Raw genomic sequence first — 25,470 nt, forward strand, 5'->3', positions numbered from 1 at the left:
AAGGAACGGTCGTGATCGACGAAGCGCTCTTCGACGCCGAAGAGAGAATGGAAAAGGCCGTCACGGTCGCGCAGAACGATCTGTCGTCCATTCGGACGGGTCGCGCGAACCCGGGGATGTTCTCGAAGATCGTGGTCGAGTACTACGGCTCGCTGACCCCCATCACCCAGCTCGCGGGCATCAACGTGCCCGAGGCGCGCATGGTGATCGTCAAGCCGTACGAGCAGGCCCAGTTGGGCCCCATCGAGACTGCGATCCGCAACTCGGACCTGGGGTTCAACCCGTCCAACGACGGACACATCATCCGGATCTCGATCCCGCAGCTCACCGAGGAGCGGCGCCGCGAGTACGTCAAGCAGGCCAAGAGCAAGGGTGAGGACGCGAAGGTGTCCATCCGCAACGTCCGCCGCAAGGTGATGGACGAGCTCAAGCGCATCCAGAAGGACGGCGAGGCAGGCGAGGACGAGGTCACGCGTGCGGAGGCCGAGCTCGACAAGACCACCGCGAAGTACGTGGCGCAGGTGGACGAGATCGTGAAGAACAAGGAAGCGGAACTGATGGAGGTGTGACCTCCGCACGTCCCGGTGGCCCAGATGAAGTGAAACGAGAAGCAGTGTCCGTATCGGCCGACAACGGTTCGACCGCCGATCCCGCCCCGAAGACCTCGCGGGCGGGCCGCGACCTCCCCGCGGCGATCGCGGTCGGCGGCGCACTGGGCGTGTCGCTCATCGTCGTCCTGGTCCTGGTTCCGCTCGTGTTCATCGGCATCGCCGCGGCCGCGGTCGCCGTCGCCTCGTGGGAGGTGACGAAGCGGCTGCGGGAGTCCGACATCTCCGTGCCCCGGATCCCGGTGATCCTCGGAGGTCAGGCGATGATCTGGCTCGCGTGGCCGTTCGGCGCACTGGGCGCGCTCAGTGCGTTCGCCGCGACGGTACTTGTCACGATGGTCTGGCGCCTGTTGTCCGGTGGTCTGGACGTGGCACCGAAGAACTACCTGCGCGACTGCGCGATCTCGATCTTCGTCCTGTCGTGGCTGCCGCTGTTCGGTGCGTTCGCGGCGTTGCTGACCCTCGAGGACGACGGCGGCTCGCGCGTCCTCGTGCTCATGATCGCGGTGGTGTGTTCGGACGTCGGCGGCTACGCGGCCGGAGTCCTGTTCGGACGGCACGCGATGGCGCCGGCCATCAGCCCGAAGAAGTCCTGGGAGGGGCTCGGCGGATCGCTGCTCTTCAGTGTCGTCGGGTGCGTCCTCACCGTCACGTTCCTGCTGGACGCGAACCCGTTCGTGGGGGCCCTGCTGGGCGTGCTCATCGTCTTCTCCGCGACGCTCGGCGACCTGGTCGAGTCGCAGGTCAAGCGGGAGCTCGGGATCAAGGACATGGGGACGATGCTTCCCGGTCACGGCGGACTGATGGACCGCCTCGACTCCGTTCTGCCCAGCATCCTCGTGACGTGGATCGTTCTGACGATCTTCGTCTGATCCTGTGCCCGGTCGCGACGGCGTGATCGCCAGTCCGAACATCTGGAACTGGCCCGATGTGTACGAGGCCGAGAATCGCGCCCAGGACGTCACCGGCGAGATCGAGGCGTTGCTGCGGGATCTCACGCCGTGGGCGGGACGCGACGTCGTCGACGTCGGATGCGGAACCGGATTCCATCTGCCTCTGTTCGCCCGCGAGGCACGGTCCGTGGTCGGTGTCGAACCACACCCGCCACTGATCGAGCGTGCTCGGCACCGGGTCGCGAGCTCCGCTGTGCGGGTGCTCCGGGGGACTGCGGATCGGCTGCCGTTGGAGGACTGCTCGGCGGACGTCGTGCACGCCAGGACGGCCTACTTCTTCGGGCCGGGATGCGGGCCGGGCATCACCGAGGCCATGCGCGTCCTGCGCCCCGGGGGTGTGGTGGTGGTGGTGGATCTCGACGCCACGGTCGATCCGTACGGAGGATGGATGCGCCGCGACCTGCCGCACTACGACCCCCTCACCGTCGAACGATTCTTCGCCGCGCAGGGTTTCGACCTGCGCCGGGTCCGGACGCGGTGGTCGTTCGCGGACCGCGAGGAGGCCGCTGCGGTGCTGGGAATCGAGTTCTCGCCGCGGGTGGCCGCTCGCGCGCTGCGGCAGCTCACCGGCACGTCCGTCGAGGTCGGATACCGGGTGCACACTCGTCGCAGACCGCACGGACTCGAGACGGCCTGAGCCGCCGCGTCGGCGATCAGGAATCGAGAAGCAGCCCCGATGCGCACCGGCTACCGTGTCCGCTGACCCGTTCGCTGCACCACGAAGGACATCAGCCATGGCCACGAAGTCGAGTACCGCACGGCACGTCGCCGACACCCACGATGTCATCCGGGTGCAGGGGGCGAGAGTCAACACTCTGCAGAACGTGAGCGTCGACCTCCCGAAGCGCCGTCTGACGGTCTTCACCGGCGTGTCCGGATCGGGCAAGAGTTCGTTGGTGTTCGGCACGATCGCCGCCGAGTCCCAGCGCATGATCAACGAGACGTACAGCGCGTTCGTGCAGGGGTTCATGCCCAGTCTCGCGCGGCCCGACGTGGATCTGCTCGACGGTCTGACGACGGCCATCATCGTGGACCAGCAGCGGCTCGGCGCCGATCCGAGGTCCACCGTCGGTACCGCCACCGACGCCAACGCGATGCTGCGCATCCTCTTCAGCCGTCTCGGACAGCCGTACGTCGGCTCCCCGCAGGCGTTCTCGTTCAACGTGGCGTCCATCTCCGGTGCGGGAGCGGTGACGGTGGAGAAGGGCGGACGTCAGACGAAGGAGAAGCGCACCTTCAGCATCACCGGCGGGATGTGTCCGCGGTGCGAGGGGCGCGGCTCCGTCTCCGACATCGACCTCACGGCGCTCTTCGACGACAGCAAGTCGCTCAACGAGGGTGCGATCACGATCCCCGGCTACAGCATGGAGGGGTGGTACGGGAGGATCTTCCGCGGCTCCGGCTACTTCGATCCGGACAAGCCCATCGCGAAGTTCACCAAGCGCCAGCGCGAGGACCTGCTGTACCGGGAGCCGACCAAGATCCAGGTGGACGGCATCAATCTCACGTACTCCGGACTGATACCCCAGATCCAGAAGTCGTTCCTGTCCAAGGACGTCGACGCGATGCAGCCGCACATCCGGGCGTTCGTCGAACGCGCGGTGACCTTCGCCGTGTGCCCGGAGTGCGACGGCACGCGGCTCAACGAGGGTGCACGGTCCTCGAAGATCGACGGCGTGTCGATCGCCGACGCGTGCGCCATGCAGATCAGCGATCTCGCGACGTGGATCCGCGGAGTGTCGGCACCGTCCGTGGCCCCGCTGCTCACCTCGCTGGGAGACACCCTCGACTCGTTCCGGGAGATCGGACTGGGCTATCTGAGTCTCGACCGGCCGGCGGGCACGCTCTCCGGTGGTGAAGCGCAGCGCACCAAGATGATCCGACACCTCGGATCGTCGCTCACCGACGTCACCTACGTCTTCGACGAACCCACCACCGGACTCCATCCCCACGACATCGCCAACATGAACGATCTGTTGATCCGGTTGCGCGACAAGGGAAACACGGTGCTCGTCGTCGAGCACAAGCCCGAGACGATCGTCATCGCCGACCACGTCGTCGATCTCGGACCCGGCGCCGGAACGGCCGGTGGCACGGTGTGCTTCGAGGGCACCGTCGAGGGGCTGCGGACGAGTGACACCATCACGGGCCGGCACTTCGACGACCGCGCCGCGGTGAAGGACGCGGTGCGCACGTCGACCGGAGCGGTGGAGATCCGCGGCGCCGATTCGCACAACCTGAAGTCGGTGGACGTCGACGTGCCCCTCGGGGTCCTGGTGGTCGTGACCGGGGTCGCCGGGTCGGGCAAGAGTTCGTTGATCCACGGCTCGCTCTCGGGCCGCGAGGACGTCGTGGCCGTCGATCAGGGCGCGATCCGCGGCTCGCGGCGCAGCAACCCCGCGACCTACACGGGCCTCCTCGAGCCGATCCGGAAGGCTTTCGCCAAGGTCAACGGAGTGAAGCCGGCTCTCTTCAGCGCGAATTCGGAGGGAGCGTGCCCGACGTGCAACGGCAACGGGGTGATCTACAGCGACCTCGCGATGATGGCCGGAGTCGCCACCGTGTGCGAGCTGTGCGAGGGCCGACGGTTCCAGAACTCGGTCCTCGAGTACCACCTCGGCGGCCGCGACATCAGCGAGGTGCTCGCGATGTCGGTGGCGCAGGCACAGGAGTTCTTCGCCGGCGGTGATGCCGCGCTACCGGCGGCGCATCGAATCCTGACTCGGGTGAACGACGTGGGCCTGGGCTATCTGAAGATCGGTCAGCCGCTGACCACACTGTCCGGCGGCGAGCGTCAGCGGCTGAAGCTGGCGACGCACATGGGGGACAAGGGCGGCATCCTGGTCCTCGACGAGCCCACGACGGGACTGCATCTCGCCGACGTCGAGCAGTTGCTCGCCCTGCTCGACAGGCTGGTGGACGCCGGGAAGTCGGTGATCGTCATCGAGCATCACCAGGCCGTGATGGCCCATGCGGACTGGATCATCGACCTCGGACCGGGCGCCGGGCACGACGGTGGCACCGTGGTCTACGAAGGAACACCCGCGGACCTGGTCGCGGCACGGTCCACGCTCACGGGTGAACACCTCGCCGCGTACGTCGAGCGGTGACCGTCAGCCGATCGAGAAGACCGCGGCCTGAGCGGTGATCTTCTTCGCCTTGGCCAGGCGGGGGAGATCGCTGCCGTCGCGCACGCCGGAGCCGTCCTCACCGAGCTGGGCGATGACGTCCCGAGCCCACGCCACATCGGCAGCGCTGGGTGCGAGTTCGCGGTTGACGATGGGGCCCTGATCGGAGTGCATGCACAGCTTGCCGGTCATGCCCATGGAGACGGTGAGCTGGCTGTCGCGGCTCAGCATGCTGTCGTTGACGGCGAGGGTGGGGCCGTCGATGGGGCCGGGAAGCCGGGCGGCGCGGCTCGACACGACGAGCCGGGCGCGCGGGTAGGCCATCGCCATCGGGTCGTCGCTCATGCCGGTGTCGCGCCGGAAGTCGCCGCTGCCGAACGCCAGGCGGAAGGTGGCCTCGGCGCGCGCGATCTCGGGGGCAGCCTCGAGACCCATGGCCGACTCCACCAGCGCCACGATCCGGCAACCGTGACCCAATCGGTCGGCGGTGGCCTCGACCTGGCTTCCGCTCTCGGTCTTGGCGAGCATGACGCCCTCGAGGGTGTCGATGCCGCGCAGCGCGTCGAGATCGTCGGCCCAGTACGGCGTGGTGGCGTCGTTGATGCGTACCCAGGCGCGGCCGCCGGCACGGAGCCAGGACACGACGGCATCGCGTGCGGCGGGCTTCGCGCCCGGTGCGACGGCGTCCTCGATGTCCAGGATCACGGCGTCGACGGCGGACTCCGCGGCCGGGGTGAAGAGTTCCGGCTTGCTCGCAGGAACGAGAAGCCACGAGCGCGCCTTGTCGGCGGCCACTCCAGATAGCACGGGGTTCTCCAGGAAGGTCGTCACGTGTGCAGTCCTCGCTCGGTGTGTCGCTCGTGGGTCGCGTCGAGCTGCGACTCGTACCGTTCGACTACCACTGTGCACGGCAGACCACCACACGTGAAGGTTGTGTCAATAGTGTTCACGTGCGCGACGGAACACCGACGGCCGCGACGTGAGATCGCTCACGACGGCGGCCGAGAAACTACTTGCGCTTGGCGGCCCGGCGGACCTGCAGGATGCGCACTCCACCCGCGGTGGCCATGACGAGCGCACCGGCGACCGCGGCGAGGAGCATGCCGATGCCGATGGGCAGGTCGAAGGTCCAGCCGAACAGGTGAATCGGGACGCTGTCGAGGTTCTGGATGATGAACACCATCAGGACGACCAGGATGATCGCGCCCACCACGAGACCGGTGTAGAGCGCCGCCGCACGGGTGTGCTTGACGCCGTCGGGCGTCTTTCCCTGCGCCAGGCGGGTGTCCGTGGGCCCGGTCTGCTCGACGGGGAGACCCGCGGCGGTGGAGGAGGTGTCCAGAGGGGCGTCCGTGCCGGTCAGGGCGTTCGGATCGGATGCGTCGTGCGATGAGCGGGCCATGTACAGATCATGCTGTACGGAGGTGGCGAATGCACGTCTGCCCCGACCGTGCCCGACAGTGTCGCCGAACAGTGAGAGAATGGTGCTCACTATGGCACCCATCGCTCTCCCTCTCGTGTTCGACGCTCCCCGTCGCGGCATGCCCGCGAAGCACCTCGCCGACCTCGACGCGGACCAGCGTCGAGCGGCCGTCGCCGAGCTGGGCCTGCCGGCGTTCCGCGCCGACCAGCTGGCGCGGCAGTACTACTCCCGGCTGGAGGCGGACCCGGCGAAGATGACCGATCTTCCGGCGTCGGTCCGCGAGAAGGTCGGGGACGCGCTGTTCCCCACGTTGCTCACGCCCGTCAAGCACATCGCCTGCGACGGCGGGGACACGCGCAAGACGCTGTGGAAGGCCGCCGACGGCACACTGCTCGAGTCGGTTCTCATGCGGTACCCGGATCGCGCGACGCTGTGCATCTCGAGCCAGGCCGGGTGTGGCATGGCCTGCCCGTTCTGCGCCACCGGCCAGGCCGGGCTGCAACGCAACCTCTCCACGGCCGAGATCGTCGACCAGGTGCGGAGCGCTGCGGCGGATCTCCGCGACGGTGCGGTCGAGGGCGGCGAGGGGCGACTGTCCAACGTCGTCTTCATGGGGATGGGGGAGCCGCTCGCGAACTACAAGCGCGTCGTCGCGGCGGTCAAACGGATCGTCTCGCCCGCGCCGGAGGGCCTCGGCCTGTCACAGCGCTCGGTGACGGTGTCCACCGTCGGGCTCGCGCCCGCGATCCGCAAGCTGGCCGACGAGGGTCTGACGGTGACGCTGGCCGTGTCGCTGCACTGCCCGGACGACGAACTGCGCGACACGCTCGTCCCCGTCAACAACCGCTGGCCCATCGCCGAGGTCCTCGCTGCGGCGCGCTACTACGCCGACACCACGGGGCGACGGGTCTCCATCGAGTACGCACTGATCCGCGACATCAACGATCAGCCGTGGCGAGCGGACATGCTGGCCAAGAAGCTCAAGCGCGCCCTGGGGGCGTTGGTCCACGTGAACCTGATCCCGCTCAACCCCACGCCCGGCAGCGAGTGGGACGCCAGTCCGAAGCCGGTGGAGCAGGAATTCGTGCGACGCGTCCGTGCGCACGGAGTCTCGTGCACCGTGCGTGACACGCGGGGTCAGGAGATCGCGGCGGCCTGCGGGCAGCTGGCCGCCGAGAACTGAGCCGTCAGGAGCGGCGCGGCTTGCGGCGGAGCAGGATGTCGCGGACCAGCAGGCCTGCGATGGCCACGGCGAAGCCGACGAGCCAGATGTCCTCGACCCGGCCCGTGTGGTTACCGATGATCATGACCAGCAGGATCGCGACGGTGACCCAGCCCGCGATGCGCGAGGTACGGGGGCCTTCGCCGCTCCACCCCCACTCCGCGGACGGCACCTCGGCGGTGCTGACCTTGGTCGTGGGAACGCGCTCGACGTCCGAAGCCTGGTTGCGGCTGATGTCGGTCACGGCCGATCCTCCTGAAAGTCTGTGATGCAGGTGGTCCCTGGTGGGCTGAATCCTAGCGCGCTGTACGACCGGCCGTCGTAGGGGCAGTCGCCACGACGTGTCAGGCGGTGAGGGCCGCGATGTAGCGTCCGGTCGCGATGCGCTGGGTCGCCCTGTTGAGGGGCCCGCCCAGTGCGACGACCCTGTTGCCGGGCCGCGAGAAGGCGCGGATGTGGGCGGTCACGGCGTCGGTGACCGGATCGTGTCGAACGGTGAAGCGCTCCTCACCCGACTCGGGGTGACCCGGCAGCGTGCCGTACGCGAAGCCCCGGTGGTGCGACTCGTCGATCACCTCGACTACCCGGCACGGGATGCGGACCGGACCGAGTAGCAGGACCACCACGGTGTCGACGGTCGCCGACGCCGCGCTCGACCGCACCCGCAGCCCGGCGCCGCGATGCATGTCCCACTCGACGATGCGGCGTCCGGCCCGCTCGAAGAGTTCGAGGCCGGTCCCGATGCGCTTTTCTACGTCGACGTGGTGGTAACCCGCCGGCATCGACTCGTGCGCGGTCCCTCCGATCTCGGCGTACGTGAGGGGCGTCGAGAAGTACGAGTCCGGATCGGCGGACGGGAGCAGGGGCACGCGGTCCATCCTCACACGGTGAGCCGCAGTTGCCCGCTCACCGTGCTCTCAGTGAGGTCGTCCACACTGTCCAGGTGACGGAACAGAAGGCACGTGGGACCGACGGACCCGTGCGGGTGCTGGTGCTCGGCAGTACGGGGTCCATCGGCACCCAGGCGCTCGAGGTGATGGCGGCTCGACCGGACCGTTTCACTGTGGTCGGGTTGGCCGCCGGCGGCGGCAACGTCGATCTGTTGCGTCGACAGATCGCCGAGACCGGTGTCCGCGACGTGGCGGTGGCCGACGTCGACGCTGCGCGGACCGTGGACACGCCGGGGCTGCGCTCGGGGGCCGACGCGGCGACGTCGTTGGTCCGCGAGGTGCAGGCCGACGTGGTCCTCAACGCGCTCGTCGGGTCTCTCGGTCTGCCGCCGACGCTCGCTGCGCTGGAATCGGGAGCTCGACTGGCGTTGGCGAACAAGGAGTCTCTCGTGGCGGGCGGCTCGCTGGTCACGTCCGCGGCGGCTCCGGGCCAGATCGTTCCCGTCGACTCCGAGCACTCGGCTCTCGCCCAGTGCCTGCGCGGCGGTCGCGCCGACGAGGTGGCCCGACTGGTGGTCACGGCGTCCGGTGGGCCGTTCCGCGGCTGGGATCGCGAGGGCCTCGAGTCCGTGACGCCGGAGCAGGCCGGCAAGCACCCCACCTGGTCGATGGGTCCGATGAACACGTTGAACTCGGCCACCCTGGTGAACAAGGGCCTCGAGGTGATCGAGGCGCATCTGCTGTTCGGCATTCCGTACGACCGCATCGACGTCACCGTGCATCCGCAGTCCATCGTCCACTCGATGGTCACGTTCACCGACGGATCGACGCTCGCTCAGGCCAGCCCGCCGGACATGAAGCTGCCGATCGCGCTGACACTCGGATGGCCTGATCGCATCGCCGGCGCCGCGACGGCCCTGGACTTCACCCGAGCCCACACGTGGGACTTCGAACCACTCGACGACGAGGTGTTCCCCGCGGTCGAGCTCGCGCGCACCGCCGGCGCGCTGGGCGGCTGCATGACGGCGGTCTACAACGCGGCGAACGAGATCGCCGCCGAGGCGTTCCTCGACGGGCGCCTGTCGTTCCCGCAGATCGTGGACGTCGTGTCCGACGTGGTCGACGCCGGACGCGGCGACTGGTCCGCGGAACCGTCTACGGTGGACGACGTTCTCGCAGCGGACACGTGGGCTCGGGGCACCGCCCGCACACTCGCCGCCGCACGATCGAAAGGCTGAACGAGAAGATGGTGTTCGTTCTCGGTGTGATCGCCTTCGCGATCTGCATCGGCATCTCGATCGCGCTCCACGAGTGCGGGCACATGTGGGTGGCCAAGGCCACCGGCATGAAGGTGCGCCGCTACTACATCGGGTTCGGGCCCAAGATCTTCTCCTGGCGTCGCGGCGAGACCGAGTACGGACTCAAGGCGATCCCGGCCGGTGGCTTCTGCGACATCGCGGGCATGACGGCGGTGGACGAGCTCGCTCCCGACGAGGTCGAGCGCGCGATGTACAAGCAGAAGACCTGGAAGCGCCTCGCCGTGATGTTCGGCGGGATCGCGATGAACTTCGTGCTGGCATTCGTGCTGGTGTACACCCTCGCCCTCGGCTGGGGTCTGCCCAATCGCGACACGACGGCCACCGTGGCGGGGACCCAGTGCGTGGCCCCGCAGAACGTCGAGGGCGACATGGCGCCCTGCTCGGGTCCCGGTCCCGCGGGTGCCGCGGGCATCCGGGACGGTGACGTCATCACCGCCGTGAACGGTGAGTCGACGCCCACGTTCGGCGACGTCGTCGCGGTGATCCAGGACGAGCGTGGATCGGTGTCCGTCACGGTCGAGCGGGCCGGTGAGACCCTCACCGTGCCCGTCGACGTGCAGGAGACGGACCGTCTCTTCGCCGTCGAGAACGGCGCACCCGACGCCACGGAGCTGCGCACGGTCGGCGCCATCGGCGTCGCCCGCACCCCACTCACCCTCGACTACGACGCGGTGTCCGCCATCGGCGGATCGGCCTCCTACACGGTGTTCATCGCGGGGCAGACGGTGCAGGCCATCGTCGATCTCCCCAGCAAGGTGGGGGCACTGTGGACGTCGATCACCGGTGGTGAGCGGGATCCGAACACTCCCATCAGCGTGGTCGGTGCCAGCGTCATCGGCGGTCAGGCGGCGGAACGCGGCCTGTGGGAGGTCTTCGTCACGCTGTTGGCGACCCTCAACTTCTTCCTCGGTGCCTTCAACCTGCTCCCGTTGCTCCCGCTCGACGGCGGTCACATCGCGGTGACCGTCTACGAGGGCATCCGGAACAAGATCCGCTCGCTGCGGGGGCTGGGCAAGGGTGCGCCCGTGAACTACCTCAAGCTGATGCCGGTGACGTACGTCGTCATTCTCATCGGCGGCGCGTTCATGCTCCTGACCCTCACCGCCGACATCGTGAACCCCATTCAGATCTTCCGCTAGAAGCGCAGGTCCGGCGTGACGGCGCGAACACACGGCGGTCCTCCCGGCGCGACTACAGTGGGGAGAGTCAGTCGGCACCAGATGCCGTCAGAAGCTCGAAAGGATCGAAGTGACCGTTGGACTGGGCATGCCGGCCGGACCCGTACCGGTGCTCACACCGCGACGGAAGACTCGTCAGCTTCAGGTGGGCAGCGTCGGTGTCGGCAGCGACTCGCCGATCTCGGTGCAGTCGATGTGCACCACCAAGACTCACGACATCAACTCCACCCTGCAGCAGATCGCCGAACTCACCGCCGCGGGATGCGACATCGTCCGCGTCGCGTGCCCGCGTCAGGAGGATGCGGACGCCCTGGCGACCATTGCGCGCAAGTCGCAGATCCCTGTCATCGCGGACATCCACTTCCAGCCGCGGTACATCTTCGCGGCCATCGATGCCGGGTGCGCCGCCGTGCGCGTGAACCCCGGCAACATCAAGGAGTTCGACGGCCGCGTCAAGGAGGTCGCGAAGGCGGCCGGTGACGCGGGCATCCCCATCCGTATCGGAGTCAACGCAGGATCCCTCGATCCGCGCCTGATGCAGAAGTACGGCAAGGCCACGCCCGAGGCGCTGGTGGAGTCGGCGCTGTGGGAGGCCGGCCTCTTCGAGGAACACGGTTTCGGCGACATCAAGATCTCGGTCAAGCACAACGACCCGGTCGTCATGGTCGAGGCCTACCGTCAGCTCGCCGCCAAGTGCGACTACCCGCTGCACCTCGGCGTGACCGAGGCCGGGCCGGCGTTCCAGGGCACCATCAAGTCCGCCGTCGCCTTCGGGTCGCTGCTGGCCGACGGCATCGGCGACACGATCCGCGTCTCGTTGTCCGCGCCGCCCAACGAGGAGATCAAGGTGGGGACGCAGATCCTGCAGTCCCTCAACCTCCGTCCCCGCAAGCTCGAGATCGTCTCCTGCCCGTCCTGCGGACGCGCACAGGTCGACGTCTACACCCTCGCCGACCAGGTGACGGCCGGACTCGAGGGCATGGAGATCCCGCTCCGCGTCGCCGTCATGGGTTGCGTCGTCAACGGTCCCGGTGAGGCACGCGACGCCGATCTCGGTGTGGCGTCCGGAAACGGCAAGGGACAGATCTTCGTCAAGGGCGAGGTCATCAAGACGGTGCCCGAGGCGATGATCGTGGAGACCCTGATCGAGGAGGCGATGCGTATCGCCGAGTCGTACGAGTCCGACCAGGAAGCCGCCGGCGGATCGCCCGTCGTGTCGGTCAGCTGATTCTCCTCGTCTGCGGCGACATTTCCTGGCAGTGTCACCATGACAACGGGTGTGCTCGGTGTGGATCGGTGGTCACGGAGGTGGCGGGATGCTCAAGCTGCTCGGCGCTAAGGCGCTGACGAGCCGCGACACGAACGAGGTCGTCCGTGTGTTGCGCAGTGATCCCGTCGCATCGTGCATGGTGCTGGCACGTGTCGAGGAATCGGGCGTGGAGCCCCGCGACAACCACGGTGAACTGTGGTCACGCGGAGGTCCGGCATCGTCCCTGTGTTTCTCGGGAGCCAATCTCGTGCCGTTGTTCGGTACCTACGACGATCTCCGGAGTTTCGCCGAGCGCGCGTTGCGCTCTCCCCGCGTCTGCTCGTCGCTGGTGGGGCGAGCCGAACTGACGCTGCCGTTGTGGGACATGCTCGCCGCGGACTGGGGGACCCCGCGTGAGGTGCGTGCCGAGCAGCCACTGCTGGCGTTGACGAGCGCGCCCACCGCCGTGGACCCCTACGTCCGACGCGTCACCGTCGACGAGCTGGACGTGTACCTCACCGCTGCCGTGGCGATGTTCATCGAGGAGGTGGGCGTCGATCCGCGCGCGGGCGACGGCGGACGCGGCTATCGGCGGCGCATCGCCTCGTTGATCGCGGCGGGTCGCGCCTGGGCGAGGTTCGAGGAGGGCCGCGTCGTCTTCAAGGCCGAGGTCGGATCGCTGTCCACCTCGGTCGGTCAGATCCAGGGCGTGTGGGTGCACCCGCTCTACCGCGGGCGCGGGCTCGGCACCGCGGGAACCGCATCCGTGGCGGCCGCGGTGGTCGACAGCGGCCGCACGGCCAGCCTGTACGTCAACAGCTTCAACGTGCCCGCCCGCCGTGCCTACGAGCGTGTCGGGTTCGAGCGCGTTGCCACCTTCTCCACAGTTCTGCTCGACTGACACGCTGTCAGGGTGAGGGCCGCGGGCGTCCCGTCGCCCTACGATGAGGATCGATGACCTCTCGTGAACACGGCCGTGCCACCCGCGTCCTGATCGTGCTCGTCGCGGCGATCACCGCGGTGGCGGCCTCGGCGTGCACCCCGAAACCGCAGGGCCCCGAGTCCGCGGCCGATTCGTTCGTCTCCGCGCTGGCCGAGCGTGACAGTGCCGCCGCGGCGCAGGCCACGGATCGGCCGGACCTCGCGACCGCCGCCGTCGATCAGGCGTGGGACGGCCTGCAGGCCGAGTCGCTCGACGCGGCGACCGGCGCGGTGAGCGTGAACGGCGACACCGCGACCGTCGACTACACCTACACGTGGCACCTTCCGAAGGACCGCACCTGGACCTACGACGGGGCTCTGCAGATGGGCCGACGCGACGGGGCCTGGGTGGTCCGGTGGAACTCGACCGATCTGCACCCCAAGCTCGGGGACACCCAGTCGATGGTGCTGCGGTCCACGTCGGCGCCGCGCGCGCGGGTCAACGAGCACGCGGGGTCGGACGTCCTGGTGCCCGGGGTGGTCCAGGGGGTGTCCTTCGACGCCGCCGAGTCGACCGATGTGGTGGGCACGGCGCGCACCCTCGAACGCATCCTGAAGCCCTTCGACGCGTCGATCACGGCGCAGTCCATCGTGGAGTCGGCAACCGCGACGCAGGGCTCGTACCGCCTGATGACCCTCCGGGACGAGGACTACGACGCCGTCGCGCCCGGTCTGCTCGCGTTGTCCGGGGTGTCGGTGACGGAGCAGTCCGACCTGGTCTCCACCGATCGCACGTTCGCCCCCGACCTGGTGAGCCAGGTGAAGAAGACCGTGATGGACCGCGTCGACGGTGCCGCGGGCTGGAGCGTCGTGGCGGTCAACACCAACGGCGCGGACACCGGCGTGTTGACCGAGACGGCGCCGCAGCCGGTTCCGTCGATCAGTATCAGCCTCGACCGTCCGGTGCAGGTGGCCGCACAGAACGCCGTGAACGTGTCACGGGACCAGGCGATGATGGTGGTGATACAGCCGTCGACAGGCGACATCCTCGCGGTGGCGCAGAACCCGGCGGCGGATCGGGACGGTCCCGTGGCCTCGACCGGCCTCTACCCACCGGGCTCCACCTTCAAGATCATCACGGCGGGTGCGGCGATCGAGGAGGGACTCGCGACGCCCGAGACCACCGTGCCGTGCCCGGGCCGCATCGTCATCGGCGAGCGCAGCGTGCCCAACTACAACGAGTTCTCCCTCGGGGACGTCTCGATGAACACGGCCTTCACGCGCTCGTGCAACACCTCGTTCGCGAAGCTCGCCAGTGAGATGTCCGCGAGTGCTCTCACCGACGCGGCGGCCATGTTCGGCGTCGGGCCCGACTACGGCGTCGTGGGTCTGCCCACCGAGTCGGGATCCGTCCCGCCCGCAGAGGAATTGGTGCAGCGCACCGAGGACGGGTTCGGACAGGGAAAGGTGCTGGTGTCGACGTTCGGCATGGCTCTCGCCGCCGCGACCGTCGCACACGGATCGACGCCCGTTCCCCGGCTGATCCAGGGGGAGGAGACCACGATCGACGGTGACCACCCGCAGATCGAGCCGGCCATGGTCGACGGACTCCGCGGGATGATGCGCTCGGTGGTCACGAGCGGCACCGCGGACCGGATCGCCGACCAGGGCGAGGTGTACGGCAAGACGGGTGAGGCCGAGGTCGAGGGCGGATCCCATGCCTGGTTCGTCGGATACCGCGGTGATCTCGCGTTCGCGACCCTGGTCGTGCGCGGTGGCAGCTCGGACAATGCCGTCGCCGTGACGCGGGACATGATCACCGCGTTGCCCGCCGGATACTGACCTCGACCGGCGGCGACTACGCTGGTGCCATGTCCGTCCGCACCGTTCTCGAACCCGGCACCGTCTCACCCGTTCTCGAGGTTCCCAAGTCCGTCGAGCGTCCCGAGTACGCGTGGAAGAAGACTGCGCGCGAAGGCCACGAGCCGTGGGTGCAGACCCCGGAGACCATCGAGAAGATGCGTCTGGCGAGCCGCATCGCCGCGCAGGCACTGCAGGAGGCCGGAAAGGCCGTCGAGCCGGGCGTCACGACGGACCGACTCGACCGTATCGCCCACGAGTACATGGTCGACCACGGCGCGTACCCTTCGACGTTGGGCTACAAGGGATTTCCGAAGTCCTGCTGCACCTCGCTCAACGAGGTCATCTGCCACGGCATCCCTGATTCGACGGTCGTGCAGGACGGCGACATCGTCAACATCGACGTCACGGCGTACATCGACGGGGTGCACGGTGACACGAACGCCACCTTCCTCGCCGGGGACGTCTGCGAGGAAGCGCGCCTGCTCGTGGAGCGCACCCACGAGGCCACCATGCGGGCGATCAAGGCGGTCAAGCCGGGTCGCGCTCTGAACGTCGTCGGACGGGTCATCGAGGCGTACGCCGATCGTTTCGGGTACGGCGTCGTCCGGGACTTCACCGGCCACGGCATCGGCACCACCTTCCACAACGGCCTGGTGGTGCTGCACTACGACGAGCCCACCGTCGAGACGGTGCTGGAGCCCGGGATGGTCTTCACCATCGAGCCGATGATCACCCTCGGCGGCATCGACTGGGACCAGTGGAACGACGGCTGGACCGTCGTCACGCGGGACCGATCCTGGACCGCCCAGTTCGAGCACACTCTCGTCGTCACGGAGACGGGCGCCGAGATCCTCACCCTCCCTTGACCCTTCGCGGCGCCATTCTGGTCGCGGGAACCACCTCGGACGCGGGCAAGAGTGTCGTCGTGGCGGGGTTGTGCCGCCTCCTCGCTAGACGCGGTGTGAGGGTGGCGCCGTTCAAGGCGCAGAACATGTCCAACAACTCCGTCGTCACGTTGGACGGCGGGGAGATCGGTCGTGCGCAGGCACTGCAGGCCCGGGCATGCGGTCTCGAGCCCAGCGTGCGGTTCAATCCGATACTGCTGAAGCCAGGCGGGGACAGGACGTCGCAACTGGTTGTTCGCGGTCGTGCCACCGGCACCGTGGGCGCCGCCGACTACATGACGCACCGACAGCATCTGCGCTCGGTCGTGGCGGAGGAACTCGACGCTCTGCGGGCCGACTTCGACGTGGTGATCTGCGAGGGCGCCGGCTCACCCGCCGAGATCAACCTGCGGGCCACCGATCTGGCGAACATGGGACTGGCGCGCGCTGCGAGCCTTCCCGTGATCGTCGTGGGCGACATCGATCGCGGGGGAGTGCTGGCCCACTTCTTCGGCACTCTGGCCGTGCTCGACGCGGCGGATCAGGCACTGATCGCGGGGTTCGTCGTGAACAAGTTCCGCGGCGATCCCGCGCTGCTGCAACCGGGACTCGACACCCTCGAGACTCTCACAGGCCGACCGACGTTGGGCATCGTTCCGTTCAGCGACGACTTGTGGCTCGACGCCGAGGACTCTCTCGGGACCGTGGCCGACGCACCGCTGGGCCGGCCCGCTCCTCCGATCGGATCGCAGTGGCTCCGCGTCGCCGCCGTGCGGTTACCGCGCATCTCGAATTCCACGGACGTCGAGGCCCTGGCGTGCGAACCGGGGGTGACGGTGCACTGGGCGACCGAGGCCTCCCGACTGGCAGATGCCGATCTGGTGGTGCTCCCCGGCTCCAAGGCCACGGTCCAGGACCTGGACTGGCTTCGTCGCACCGGTATCGCGGACGAGCTGGCACGGCGGGTGGCTCGCGGTGCTCCGGTCCTCGGGATCTGCGGCGGCTACCAGATGCTGGGGAGAACGATCACCGACGCCGTCGAGTCGAGTGCCGGGCAGGTGCAGGGGCTCGGCCTCCTGGACCTCGAGATCGAATTCGCGGCGGACAAGGTGCTCTCCCGGGTCACCGGGCATGCCGGCGCGGTCCCCGTGACCGGCTACGAGATCCACCACGGCCGGGTGACCCGAAGCGGCGACGAGCCCTGGTTCACGGGCACCGACGGCGAACCGGAGGGGAGCGTCCGTGGAAGGGTGCGCGGCACCCACTGGCACGGCCTCCTGGAGAACGACGACTTTCGTCGGGCATTCCTCACGGAGGTGGCGGAGCAGGCCGGCCGCACCGGTTTCGTGGTGGCCCCGGACACCGATGTCGACGCGATGCGCACCGCCCAGGTGGACCTGTTGGCCGACCTCATGGAGAGCTCCCTCGACGTCGACGCGCTTCTCACGCTCGTCGCCGAGGGAGCTCCCGCCCTACCCGTGCTGCGCGTCACGCAGTCGTCCTCCGCAGGATGACGTGTGTTCCCAGACCGGCCGCGGATGCGACGAGAAGCGGCAGCAGCACCATGGTCGACAGTCGTGGTGCGTCGGCGATGGTCTCGGTGATCGTGCCCCACCACCCCTGCCAGGTGACGACGAAGATCACGGCGCCGATGACGACGGATTCGACCAGTACGGCAGTCCAGATACCGGAGACCCGCCAGCGCAGGTAGACGGCGCCGGCCAGCATGCCGACGAGGTTGCACATCAGGAACGCCGCAAGGAGGAAGAGTAGCTCGGTGACAGCATTGCCGGCGAGCGGCGTTGCGAGCGCGAACATCTGCATTCCCACCCCGAAGCCGTTCGTCGCCGTCTCCACGACAGACAGCACGAACATGCCGATTCCGAACACGAGAGCATGCGGCGCTGCGACGCACAGAGTCCCGCGGAAGAACTCGCGGCGCGTGACCCCCAGCCCCAGAACGAACGGGAACACCTGCGTCACCATCTGCGCGAACAGCACCAGGCCGAAGAAGAAGACGAACAGCGACCCGCCCGTCTTGATCTCGGTACTGCCTTCGGGAGCGAGGGACAACACCGCCCACGTGACGCCGACGATGACGGCCAGGATGCCGAGTGGCCATGCGAAGGCGAGCGTGCGGTAGTTGATGTGGACGCGCATCACGGAGACGATGCGGTCACGAGCGGGGGCTGTCCGAGTGTCGAGTGCGGTGGTCATGACGGGACGTCCTCTCGTGTGTCGGACACGGCGGGCAGCGTGGCTCGTCCGCGCGAGGTGCAGTGGACGACGAACTGTTGCAACGACACGGGTTCGACGGCGAGCCCGTCTGCAGCGACCCGGTCGAGGTCTGCCTCGGTGAGCGGGCCCACGACGGTGGTGCGGGCCATCGATCCGAATGACTCACGATGCAGCACTGCGCGATCCGCGACGAGTCGCTCGACGGCGTCGGTGGACCCACCGATGGTGACCGCGCGTCCGCGAAGATTCTCCGCATCGTCGTCGACCACGACGGTGCCGTCACTGATGACGACGACGCGGTCGACGAGCTCGCTGACCTCGTCGATGAGATGGGTGGACAGCACGACAGTGCGCGGGTGTTCCGCGAAGTCCGCGAGCAGGTGGTCGTAGAACATCTGCCGGGCCACAGCGTCGAGACCGAGGTACGGCTCGTCGAACAAGGTCAACGGTGCTCGGGACGCCAGTCCGACGACGACGCCGAGTGCCGACGTCATGCCGCGAGAGAGCTTCTTCACCTTGCGCTTCCGAGGAAGTTGGAAATCGTCGGTCAGCCGGCGGGCGAAGTCCTCGTCCCAGTCACGCATCACTGTCGCAGCGGACGAGAGAACCTGGCCGACCGTGAAGTCCTCGGGGTACTTCTGGCTTTCCTTGACGAAGCAGACGTCGCGCAGGACGGTCGCGTTCTCGAATGGGCGGGCGCCGAACACTTCCACGTCGCCGGCGTCCTGCCACGCCTGACCGGTGAGGATCTGCATCATCGTCGTCTTGCCGGCACCGTTGCGCCCCAGCAGTCCGTGGATGCGATGCTCCTGCAACTCGAAGGTCACGTCCCGGAGTGCGGCCACGTCGCCGAAGGTCTTGACGACACCACGGACCGTCGCCACTGCCGCGGTCATCGCCGGACCTCCGTGGTCATGGGATCGACAGTCGACGCGTGCGAGAGCGCGTCGATCATGTCCTGAAGTTCGGCGGTGCCGAGGCCGAGTTTGCGTGCCTCGGCCACGAGCGGCCGGACGTACTGCTCGGCGAAGCCCTCGCGCCGACGGAAGCGGAGCGCATCTCGTGCGCCCGAGGTGACGAACATTCCGATTCCTCGCTTCTTGTGGAGAATTCCGGCCGTGACCAGATGGTTCAGGCCCTTGCCTGCGGTGGCGGGGTTGATGCGGTGGAAGGCTGCCAGCTCGTTGGTCGAGGGAACCTGGCTCTCCTCGGCGAGCGAACCGTCGATGATCGAGTTCTCGATCATCTCGGCGATCTGCAGGAAGATCGGCCGGCCGTCGTCCATCACCGGGACCACCGCGCCCGGAGGCGCCGCAGCCTCATTGGTTCATTACTCATGTAATCAACCGTACAACCTTCGGCTCGGTCGTGGCAAGGGCTGCGAACGTGCAGGGTCGGGTAGCGTCGGGTCCCATGCAGCAGCAGACCGTCTCCCTGCCCTCCGGCGATCTGACCGTGCGAATCGATGGGCCGGACAGTGGCCACGCGGTGCTGTTGCTCCCGGCCGACGACGACGGCGCAGACGTCTTCGACGACACGGCGGCGCGGCTGACGACATCGGATCTGCGCACCGTCACGCTCGAGCCCGGCGTGAGTCCGAACGACACCGATCTTGTGGCGCTGCTCGATGCTCTCGGGTTGCCGTGGGTCAATCTGGTCGGCAGGGGAGAGGGCGCCGACCGCGCCTGGTCGCTCGCCGCCCGCACGTTCGGGCGCGTGTCGAGCCTGGTCGTCATCGACCGGGGTCACCCGGCTGTTCGTGACGACTCCGGTTGCCCGGCAGTCGAATTGCGTACGACGATGGTGGTCGTGGACCCGACCTTCGCGGAGGAGGCGTCCGCGACGAGCCGCTACGTCTACGGCGACTACCGCGTCGTCACGCTCGACTCGTCGACCCCGGACGCCGCGGCCGCAGCACTGGCCACCGAGATCGTGATGCGCACCAGCGCCTGGTGATCATTCGCCGGGCGCGGTGAGGTAGTCATTCCCCTGCGAGTCGCGGATGTGGACGATGCCGTTGTGAAGCTTCCGGTAATGCCACTGCCCCCGTGTCTTCAACCCGTGATGCCGGCGGCACAGGGGTTAAAGGTTGGCGGCGACCGTCCATCCGCCGGACACCGGATCCGCATGATCGAACGGAACCACGTGGTCGAGGTCGCAGTCCTCGCTGGGCACAGCACATCCCGGGTGCACGCACGTCGGATACAGGGCTGTCACCAGCGACGCGATCGCCTCGGACGGCCGGTAGGTCAACGCACCGGCCGGGGGTACGGCGAACCCCCCATGGCCGTCGGGGTTCTCGACGGCTCGGTCCACTGCCGGTGGTGGGAGCGCGCGGAGATACTCGACCTGCTCCCTGGCTTTGCGGGCTGTCGTGCTGCCCAGCTTCCCCGTGGTCGGTGTCCAGCCTGCGGGCATGCGGCGGGTGCGGCGGACTTCCCGACCCGTGATCGGCACAGGCGGGTCGGGGACGGTGGGTGGGTCGTGCTCCGGGCATAGGCAGTTGCATCCCGCTCGCGGTTCAGTTCTGCCGGTTGCGGTGATGAGTGCTTGCCACGTCGCATCCCCGGCGATCCTCCGTGCAGTGTCCGCAGGAACCGGACCCCAGCCGACGAGGTGACCGGGTTCCCCTGCCAACCCCGCCGCCGTGGCGGCGTCGAGGACGATGACGGCATGATGGGCCGGTGCGGCCGGCGACGGCGCGTGGGCGCAACTCTCGTCAACGCAGTCGCACGGCAGAGGTGTGCCGGTGATGATCGCGTGCGCAGCGTCGAACAACCGCGCCGGCAGCGAACTCGGATCGGTCACCCCTCGGGCCGCCTCGACGATGGCCCGCTTCATCCCGGCGATCTGCTCTGCGGGGCCACGAACTTTCAGCTCGGCTTGACCTCGCGGCAGCTTCCTGACCGAGACGTACCGTTCCGTCGTCGCGCGCTCCCGAGCGATGCGGTGCCATTCCGCGTCGAACTCCGCGAGAATCCGATCGACCGCCGCTGCCACCGCACCGGGAGTGCACCTCGACGCGGCAGCGATCACACGCTGCAGCAGCGCTTCGGTGGCGTTCGGAACCCCGGCCACCGACCGGCACACCGTCCGGAACGCCGCATACGCCAACAGGCCCGCATCGAACGCCTCCGCCACCGCAGGATGCGCGGTGCGGGTCAGGAACAGCCACTCGGTCACCGTGCGCGTCGACACCGACAACGCCGCCGCGAACTCCGCCACCGCACACGACGCCGACACGGTCCGGGCGAACGAGGCCTGAGCGTCGACCTTCGCCGACACCAACTCATCTGTCGAAACCGCTGTGTCGTCCACGAATTCACCCCCCGGTGATGCCCCGATCAGACCGCCCCCCGACGACCTGGACAGACAGTAACCGACACCACCGACACGAATCAGCGTGGCGTGAGGGCCTCCGATCAGTCGAGATCGAGACCCAGGAGCGCGTTCTCGACCACCTCGGGCAGTGCCGGGTGGATCCAGTACTGGCCCCGTGCGACGTCGCGGACGGACTGCCCGAACGTGAGGGCCTGGATCAGCGGTTGGATCACGGTCGGCGCCTGCTCACCGATGATGTGCGCGCCCAGCAGTCGACCGGTCGCGCGGTCGGCGATCACCTTGCAGAGACCCTCGTCGTCCTCCATCGCCCAGCCGTACGCGACGTCGGCGTACTTCTGGACCTTGACCGCGATGTCGTATCCCTGGTCACGAGCCTCCTGCTCGGTGAGCCCCACCTCGGCGATCATCGGATCGGTGAACACCGCGGAGGGGACGTAGCGGTGATCGAAGCGCTTCCACCCCGTCGTGTCGGCCCACGACGGCTGAAGGACGTTCTCCTGCACCACACGCGCCTCGGCATTGGCGACGTGCTTGAGCTGGTACGGCGACGAGACGTCGCCGAGTGCGAAGACGCCCTCGGCCGACGTGCGGCCGAACTCGTCGACCGCGATGCGGCCGTCGTCGTGCAGGTCGATGCCCGCCTCGTCGGCGCCGAGCTGATCGGCGTTGGGAGCGCGACCGATCGCCACCAGCAGCGCGTCCCCGCGTACCTCGGTGCCGTCCGACAGGGACACCACGACGTCGTCGCCGTCCTGACGGACACCGGTGGCATCGACCGAGAGCCGGACGTCCCACTTGTCCTGCGCGAGCGTGGTGAACTGCTGCGAGATCTCGAGATCCGACTTGCGGAGGAGGCGCTCCTTGCGTGCCAGGACCGTCACGTGCGAGCCGAGGGCCGAGAACACGTGCGCGAACTCGGCGGCGATGTAGCCCGACCCGAGCACGATCAGCCGCTCCGGAAGGGACGGCAGCCGCATGATGTCGTCGTTGGTGTGGAACGTGACGCCGCTGTCGCGGACGAAATCGGGGACGGTGGCACGCGAGCCGCTCGCGACGACGACCTTGTCGGCGGTGACGACACGGCCGTCACCGGTGTCGATACGGCGCGGTCCGACGAAGCGCGCGTGGCTGCTGAACAGTGTCACGTTGGGCGAACCTTCGCGGCGGTACTTCTCCCCGCCGTCCGCGATGGGGTCGATCCGGCCGAAGACGCGGTCCACGATGTCGGTCCACCGCACCTTGTCGATGTGGGCGTCGATGCCGTACTTCGACGCAGTGGTGACAGCGCGGGCCACCTCCGCCGCGTAGACGAACATCTTCGTCGGGATGCATCCCACGTTGATGCAGGTGCCGCCGAAGATGGACTCCTCGAACATCGCGACTGTCAACCCGTCGAAGCGCTCGTCGAGAATCGAGTTGCCGGAACCGGTTCCGATGATCGCGAGGTCGAAATGCTGGACATCGGACCCGGTGTCCGCCGTGGCGCTCACGATCCGGTCGCCAGTTCTGCGTGGTCGCCGCCCGAGGGCGCGTCGGACAACCCGCTGCCGCGGTGCCGCAGCCAGTCGTCCATCTCGGCGAAGGCGCGTTCCAGCGGCTCGGGTGTGGAGAGGAAGACGTCGTGGCGGGCGCCCTCGATCGGCACGATCGTCGTGCGGTTGCCCAGGCATCCCGCCCACCGCGCGATCTGTCGGACGTCGAGAACGGCGTCCGCGGCGTCGACGTCCGGCACGTACGTCTTGGAGAAGCGGGTGACCTTGGAACGCAGGATCAGGGACGGTACGCCGATGTCGAGTCCCCCGGTGCAGTTCCGCGTGGCCGCGACGGACCGCGCGGATCCAGCCGAGCTTGATGGGGAAGCCTGCCAACGGTTTCCACGACAGGTCGTAGTCCCACTCGCCGTTGCCACCCGAGCTGATGGAGAGGCCGTAGGTGTCCAGACCCTGACCCGGCAGCGCGCGCAGGGGAGCGACGCGGCCCAGGACACCGATCGCGACGGTTCCGACACTGCGCACGAGAGGCGGGCCCTGGAGGTCGAACCACGGACTGTTCAGCACCAGACCGGAGATGCCGGCGGCAGCGGCGCCCCCTCGGGTGCGTTCGAGACGATCGAGCCACAGCGGGACGATGAGGCCGCCCGTCGAGTGCGCCGCCATCAGGACCTCGGCGCCCGTCTCCTCGCGCACGATCGCAAGCGCCCGGTCGAGTTCCTCGTCGTACAGCGCCAGGTCGGACACGAAGTGCGGCGATTGCCCCTCGCCGATGGAGCGTCCGCACTTGCGCAGATCGAGTGCGTAGAACGCGTGTCCCAGATCGGCGAAGTGCTCGGCCAGATGGCGCTGGAAGAAGTAGTCGGTGAAACCGTGCACGTAGAGAACTGCGCCCTTCAGCGTCGCGGAACCCGTCACGGACCGCGTCAGGCGCACGAGAGTGGCCCGCACCTCGCCCTCGCCGTCCGGGTCGGAGCCGAGCGGTATGGTCAGTTGCTCGTAATCGTCACCGAGTACATCGGGCGCCCATGTAGTCACACTCACACAGTAATGGCCGCTTCGCAGGGGTGGCGAGGGGCACAATCGGGTACAGAGACGGTGACTGTCGCGGTGACGCGGCACGGCGCCGCGGACAGCAGCATCCGCACCGCACTCCCTGCCGGGAGTGCCGATGGACGAAGGAAGTCGATCCAGCAGTGGGCGAACACGATCAGAACAGTCAGTCCGGCACCAAGTCGGGATCGAAGGTGGAGAGGACCGACGTCGTCCTGATCGGCGCGGGCATCATGAGCGCCACGCTGGGCACGCTCCTCCGTCAGGTCGAGCCCACCTGGTCCATCTCCGTCTTCGAGCGTCTCGACGCCGCGGCCGCGGAGAGCAGCGACCCGTGGAACAACGCCGGTACGGGCCACTCCGCCCTCTGCGAGCTCAACTACACCCCGCAGGGCAAGGACGGCTCCGTCGACATCAGCAAGGCGCTGAACGTCAACGAGCAGTTCCAGGTCTCGCGGCAGTGGTGGTCGCACGCGCTGGAGGCCGGCGTGCTCGCCGACCCCAAGAACTTCATCAACCCCATCCCGCACGTCAGCTTCGTGCACGGCGAGGACAACGTGAAGTACCTGCGTGCGCGGTACGACGCGCTCTCGGGCAACCCGCTGTTCCCCGGTATGGAGTACATCGACGACGAGACCGAGTTCGCCCGTCGCCTCCCGCTGATGGCGAAGGGGCGCGACTTCAGTGATCCGATCGCGCTCAACTGGTCCGACGGCGGCACGGACGTCGACTTCGGCGCACTGACCAAGCAGCTCCTCAACCACCTCGCGGTGGAGGGCGCGTCGGTCAACTTCGGGCACGAGGTCCGCGACCTGTCCAAGAACTCCGACGGCACCTGGACCGTCAAGGTCTACAACGGGCGGACCGGCGTCACGCGCAAGATCGTCACCAAGTTCGTCTTCGTCGGCGCGGGCGGCGGCGCCCTGCACCTCCTGCAGAAGTCGGGCATCGCGGAGGCCAAGGGCTTCGGCGGTTTCCCCGTCAGCGGTGAGTGGCTGCGGTGCACCACCCCCGAGCTCGTCGAGCAGCACTCCGCCAAGGTGTACGGCAAGGCCTCGGTCGGTGCGCCCCCGATGTCGGTGCCGCACCTCGACACCCGCGTCATCGGTGGCAAGCCCGGGCTCCTGTTCGGGCCTTATGCCGGCTGGTCGCCCAAGTTCCTCAAGCAGGGCAAGATGACCGATCTCGTCAACTCGGTCAAGCCGAACAACCTGTTCTCGATGCTCGGTGTCGGTGTCACCGAGATGGCCCTCACCAAGTACCTCGTCACCGAGCTGCTGCAGTCCGAGACCGACCGCGTGGAGACGCTGCGGGAGTTCATGCCGTCCGCTCAAGGCAAGGACTTCGAGCTGGTCACCGCCGGGCAGCGAGTCCAGGTGATCCGTCGCAAGGGTCGCGGCGGCGTGCTCGAGTTCGGCACCGCCGTGATCAACGCGGGCGACGGCACCATCGCGGGCCTGCTCGGGGCGTCACCCGGCGCGTCCACCGCCGTGCCGGCGATGCTGGACGTGCTGAAGCGCTGCTTCTCCGACAGGTACAGCTCGTGGGAGCCGACCCTCAAGGACATGGTTCCGTCCCTGGGCACCAAGCTGGCCGAGAACCCGCGTCTGTTCGACGAGATCTGGTCGCACACCACGCGAGTGCTGCAGCTCGACACGACCTCGGCCACCGGCCGGCAGGTCGCGCACTCCGGAACTGTGTGATACCAC

The 25,470-nt window shown here is 68.2% G+C and carries 23 protein-coding genes and 1 pseudogene; 14 read left to right on the forward strand and 10 right to left on the reverse strand.

Going from position 1 to position 25,470, the window contains the following annotated elements; genetic code table 11:
- The first annotated feature begins 11 nt into the window (after positions 1 to 11).
- From frr to QE397_RS07630, 4 genes are all read left to right on the forward strand, one after another.
- Positions 12 to 569: a ribosome recycling factor gene (gene frr / locus QE397_RS07615; RefSeq protein ID WP_027505038.1), complete on the forward strand. Its 558-nt coding sequence runs from the start codon at positions 12 to 14 to the stop codon at positions 567 to 569.
- A 44-nt stretch (positions 570 to 613) separates the two neighbouring features.
- Positions 614 to 1,480 (forward strand): phosphatidate cytidylyltransferase, encoded by an 867-nt coding sequence (locus QE397_RS07620; protein ID WP_037185291.1) that lies wholly within the window; start codon positions 614 to 616, stop codon positions 1,478 to 1,480.
- 22 nt (positions 1,481 to 1,502) lie between these two features.
- Entirely contained in the window at positions 1,503 to 2,198 is a 696-nt protein-coding gene (locus tag QE397_RS07625) for a class I SAM-dependent methyltransferase (protein ID WP_307097419.1), read from the forward strand.
- A 97-nt stretch (positions 2,199 to 2,295) separates the two neighbouring features.
- Positions 2,296 to 4,671, forward strand: coding sequence for an excinuclease ABC subunit UvrA (locus QE397_RS07630; protein ID WP_307092648.1), 2,376 nt, complete (start codon positions 2,296 to 2,298; stop codon positions 4,669 to 4,671).
- 3 nt (positions 4,672 to 4,674) lie between these two features.
- Here the strand turns inward: QE397_RS07630 and QE397_RS07635 are convergent, their stop codons facing one another.
- Together QE397_RS07635 and QE397_RS07640 are read right to left on the reverse strand one after the other, a co-directional pair.
- Positions 4,675 to 5,520, reverse strand: coding sequence for a CoA ester lyase (locus QE397_RS07635; RefSeq protein ID WP_197027755.1), 846 nt, complete (start codon positions 5,518 to 5,520; stop codon positions 4,675 to 4,677).
- 178 nt (positions 5,521 to 5,698) lie between these two features.
- Complete coding sequence (locus QE397_RS07640) at positions 5,699 to 6,091, reverse strand: lipopolysaccharide assembly LapA domain-containing protein (RefSeq protein ID WP_027505043.1); 393 nt, start codon at positions 6,089 to 6,091, stop codon at positions 5,699 to 5,701.
- Positions 6,092 to 6,182: 91 nt separating this feature from the next.
- On the opposite strand from QE397_RS07640, the gene rlmN reads away from it, so the two are divergent.
- A complete protein-coding gene (gene rlmN, locus QE397_RS07645) occupies positions 6,183 to 7,295 on the forward strand; it encodes a 23S rRNA (adenine(2503)-C(2))-methyltransferase RlmN (protein ID WP_307097421.1) in 1,113 nt (370 codons plus the stop codon).
- Positions 7,296 to 7,299: 4 nt separating this feature from the next.
- On the opposite strand, the gene QE397_RS07650 is transcribed toward rlmN, so the two are convergent.
- A complete protein-coding gene (locus QE397_RS07650) occupies positions 7,300 to 7,578 on the reverse strand; it encodes a DUF2631 domain-containing protein (protein WP_037185298.1) in 279 nt (92 codons plus the stop codon).
- 100 nt (positions 7,579 to 7,678) lie between these two features.
- Positions 7,679 to 8,212 carry a DUF1990 family protein gene (locus QE397_RS07655; protein ID WP_307092653.1) on the reverse strand — a complete coding sequence of 178 codons (534 nt, stop codon included), beginning with the start codon at positions 8,210 to 8,212 and terminating at the stop codon, positions 7,679 to 7,681.
- 107 nt (positions 8,213 to 8,319) lie between these two features.
- On the opposite strand from QE397_RS07655, the gene dxr reads away from it, so the two are divergent.
- From dxr to QE397_RS07690, 7 genes are all read left to right on the forward strand, one after another.
- The gene (gene dxr, locus QE397_RS07660; RefSeq protein ID WP_373425283.1) at positions 8,320 to 9,462 is read left to right on the forward strand and encodes a 1-deoxy-D-xylulose-5-phosphate reductoisomerase; all 1,143 of its coding nucleotides are present in this window, start codon (positions 8,320 to 8,322) and stop codon (positions 9,460 to 9,462) included.
- Between the two features lie 8 nt (positions 9,463 to 9,470).
- Positions 9,471 to 10,682 (forward strand): RIP metalloprotease, encoded by a 1,212-nt coding sequence (locus QE397_RS07665; protein WP_027505048.1) that lies wholly within the window; start codon positions 9,471 to 9,473, stop codon positions 10,680 to 10,682.
- A gap of 103 nt (positions 10,683 to 10,785) precedes the next feature.
- Complete coding sequence (ispG, locus tag QE397_RS07670; protein WP_204870455.1) at positions 10,786 to 11,949, forward strand: flavodoxin-dependent (E)-4-hydroxy-3-methylbut-2-enyl-diphosphate synthase; 1,164 nt, start codon at positions 10,786 to 10,788, stop codon at positions 11,947 to 11,949.
- An 88-nt stretch (positions 11,950 to 12,037) separates the two neighbouring features.
- Entirely contained in the window at positions 12,038 to 12,871 is an 834-nt protein-coding gene (locus tag QE397_RS07675) for a GNAT family N-acetyltransferase (protein WP_027505050.1), read from the forward strand.
- Between the two features lie 53 nt (positions 12,872 to 12,924).
- Positions 12,925 to 14,733, forward strand: coding sequence for a penicillin-binding transpeptidase domain-containing protein (locus QE397_RS07680; protein WP_307092659.1), 1,809 nt, complete (start codon positions 12,925 to 12,927; stop codon positions 14,731 to 14,733).
- A gap of 29 nt (positions 14,734 to 14,762) precedes the next feature.
- Entirely contained in the window at positions 14,763 to 15,620 is an 858-nt protein-coding gene (gene map, locus QE397_RS07685) for a type I methionyl aminopeptidase (protein ID WP_307092661.1), read from the forward strand.
- Entirely contained in the window at positions 15,617 to 17,152 is a 1,536-nt protein-coding gene (locus QE397_RS07690) for a cobyric acid synthase (protein ID WP_307092664.1), read from the forward strand. The genes map and QE397_RS07690 overlap by 4 nt, the downstream gene beginning before the upstream one ends.
- On the opposite strand, the gene QE397_RS07695 is transcribed toward QE397_RS07690, so the two are convergent.
- The 3 genes from QE397_RS07695 to QE397_RS07705 are packed head-to-tail and all read right to left on the reverse strand — an operon-like array spanning position 17,127 to position 19,164.
- Positions 17,127 to 17,855 (reverse strand): ABC transporter permease, encoded by a 729-nt coding sequence (locus QE397_RS07695; protein ID WP_307092665.1) that lies wholly within the window; start codon positions 17,853 to 17,855, stop codon positions 17,127 to 17,129. The genes QE397_RS07690 and QE397_RS07695 overlap by 26 nt on opposite strands.
- Positions 17,852 to 18,772 (reverse strand): ABC transporter ATP-binding protein, encoded by a 921-nt coding sequence (locus tag QE397_RS07700; RefSeq protein WP_307092667.1) that lies wholly within the window; start codon positions 18,770 to 18,772, stop codon positions 17,852 to 17,854. Before QE397_RS07700 ends, QE397_RS07695 begins: the two co-directional genes overlap by 4 nt.
- Entirely contained in the window at positions 18,769 to 19,164 is a 396-nt protein-coding gene (locus QE397_RS07705; protein WP_197027756.1) for a GntR family transcriptional regulator, read from the reverse strand. The genes QE397_RS07700 and QE397_RS07705 overlap by 4 nt, the downstream gene beginning before the upstream one ends.
- Positions 19,165 to 19,289: 125 nt before the next feature.
- Here QE397_RS07705 and QE397_RS07710 point away from each other — a divergent pair, with 125 nt between their 5' ends.
- The gene (locus tag QE397_RS07710; protein WP_307092670.1) at positions 19,290 to 19,832 is read left to right on the forward strand and encodes an alpha/beta hydrolase; all 543 of its coding nucleotides are present in this window, start codon (positions 19,290 to 19,292) and stop codon (positions 19,830 to 19,832) included.
- A gap of 126 nt (positions 19,833 to 19,958) precedes the next feature.
- On the opposite strand, the gene QE397_RS07715 is transcribed toward QE397_RS07710, so the two are convergent.
- The 3 genes and pseudogenes from QE397_RS07715 to QE397_RS07725 form a co-directional block, all read right to left on the reverse strand.
- On the reverse strand, positions 19,959 to 21,194 hold the full coding sequence (locus tag QE397_RS07715; RefSeq protein WP_307092672.1) for a DUF222 domain-containing protein: 1,236 nt from the start codon (positions 21,192 to 21,194) through the stop codon (positions 19,959 to 19,961).
- A 104-nt stretch (positions 21,195 to 21,298) separates the two neighbouring features.
- Positions 21,299 to 22,708 (reverse strand): mycothione reductase, encoded by a 1,410-nt coding sequence (gene mtr, locus QE397_RS07720; RefSeq protein WP_307092674.1) that lies wholly within the window; start codon positions 22,706 to 22,708, stop codon positions 21,299 to 21,301.
- A pseudogene (locus QE397_RS07725) lies at positions 22,705 to 23,746 on the reverse strand (alpha/beta hydrolase). The gene mtr and the pseudogene QE397_RS07725 overlap by 4 nt, the downstream one beginning before the upstream one ends.
- 158 nt (positions 23,747 to 23,904) lie before the next feature.
- Between QE397_RS07725 and mqo the strand changes: the two are divergent.
- A complete protein-coding gene (gene mqo / locus QE397_RS07730; RefSeq protein ID WP_081821172.1) occupies positions 23,905 to 25,464 on the forward strand; it encodes a malate dehydrogenase (quinone) in 1,560 nt (519 codons plus the stop codon).
- The last annotated feature ends 6 nt before the right edge of the window (positions 25,465 to 25,470 follow it).

Source organism: Rhodococcus sp. SORGH_AS_0301 (assembly GCF_030818285.1).
Classification (GTDB): Bacteria; Actinomycetota; Actinomycetes; order Mycobacteriales; family Mycobacteriaceae; genus Rhodococcoides.

Excerpts from the sequence above, each read along its gene's own strand:
- QE397_RS07680 (WP_307092659.1), top strand. The coding sequence starts at position 12,925 with ATGACCTCTCGTGAACACGGCCGTGCCACCCGCGTCCTGATCGTGCTC.
- QE397_RS07640 (WP_027505043.1), bottom strand. The coding sequence starts at position 6,091 with ATGGCCCGCTCATCGCACGACGCATCCGATCCGAACGCCCTGACCGGC.
- QE397_RS07665 (WP_027505048.1), top strand. The coding sequence starts at position 9,471 with ATGGTGTTCGTTCTCGGTGTGATCGCCTTCGCGATCTGCATCGGCATC.
- QE397_RS07710 (WP_307092670.1), top strand. The coding sequence starts at position 19,290 with ATGCAGCAGCAGACCGTCTCCCTGCCCTCCGGCGATCTGACCGTGCGA.
- QE397_RS07675 (WP_027505050.1), top strand. The coding sequence starts at position 12,038 with ATGCTCAAGCTGCTCGGCGCTAAGGCGCTGACGAGCCGCGACACGAAC.
- map (WP_307092661.1), top strand. The coding sequence starts at position 14,763 with ATGTCCGTCCGCACCGTTCTCGAACCCGGCACCGTCTCACCCGTTCTC.
- rlmN (WP_307097421.1), top strand. The coding sequence starts at position 6,183 with ATGGCACCCATCGCTCTCCCTCTCGTGTTCGACGCTCCCCGTCGCGGC.
- QE397_RS07655 (WP_307092653.1), bottom strand. The coding sequence starts at position 8,212 with ATGGACCGCGTGCCCCTGCTCCCGTCCGCCGATCCGGACTCGTACTTC.
- QE397_RS07695 (WP_307092665.1), bottom strand. The coding sequence starts at position 17,855 with ATGACCACCGCACTCGACACTCGGACAGCCCCCGCTCGTGACCGCATC.
- QE397_RS07700 (WP_307092667.1), bottom strand. The coding sequence starts at position 18,772 with ATGACCGCGGCAGTGGCGACGGTCCGTGGTGTCGTCAAGACCTTCGGC.
- QE397_RS07630 (WP_307092648.1), top strand. The coding sequence starts at position 2,296 with ATGGCCACGAAGTCGAGTACCGCACGGCACGTCGCCGACACCCACGAT.